This window comes from Bradyrhizobium sp. 142 (genome assembly GCF_023074015.1).
Classification (GTDB): domain Bacteria; phylum Pseudomonadota; class Alphaproteobacteria; order Rhizobiales; family Xanthobacteraceae; genus Bradyrhizobium.
Window position 1 is genome coordinate 1 of record NZ_JADPKQ010000434.1, and the last position, 656, is coordinate 656.

1 pseudogene is annotated in these 656 nt (G+C 59.8%); it reads right to left on the bottom strand.

The window, feature by feature from the left end:
- Positions 1-404: 404 nt before the first annotated feature.
- Positions 405-656, bottom strand: a pseudogene (locus IVA82_RS40195) (hypothetical protein); the annotation flags it as partial.

Sequence of the window (656 nt, forward strand, 5' to 3'; positions counted from 1 at the left end):
CAGCGTGCGGATCGCCCCTCGATCCGATCCAAGCGACCGCCGAAGCTCCTCCCGCACTCGCCCGATCTCGCGTGCGCGCAGATATCCAGCTGGCATCAGGCTAACATCACCCACGTCATCGACATCGGCACCAACATTAAATCCCCATAGCGCTCGCCGCACTATCGGTGCCCAACTTCCCGCGACTTCGTGCCTTGGCGCTTTTTGGACGCCGGTCAGTTGAGCGTGCCGAGCCTCCTTGTTGCCGGCGTCCAAAAACCAACACATAAGCGGAAGAACTGTTCAGTAGCATAGTGCGGCTTCCTGTCCGTGAGCAGACGCCTTAACATCAAGGCATCTAGCCTTGCTTGCACCGTGAGGATGGAGCAGTGGTCATAGTGTCAGTCGCACCAGGCTTTGTATCCTTACTGGAGACCTGCGCCGGAACGGGGCAGATAGGTAATGCCATACTTCGCGTAGATCTGCGCTGGTATCCGCTGCTCGACCACTCGTGACACCGCAGCATCCACGGCTGCAAGCAGCGCATCGTCCGCTCGGCGAAGCCCGACTGAAACACTCCAGCGCAGTGCCGGTTCTGGCTCGTATCCGTCGGGTATCCTTACTGCCGTGCTGGGGTGTTCGTGCCGATACCAGCCGACAATCACGGGGTTTGTGGC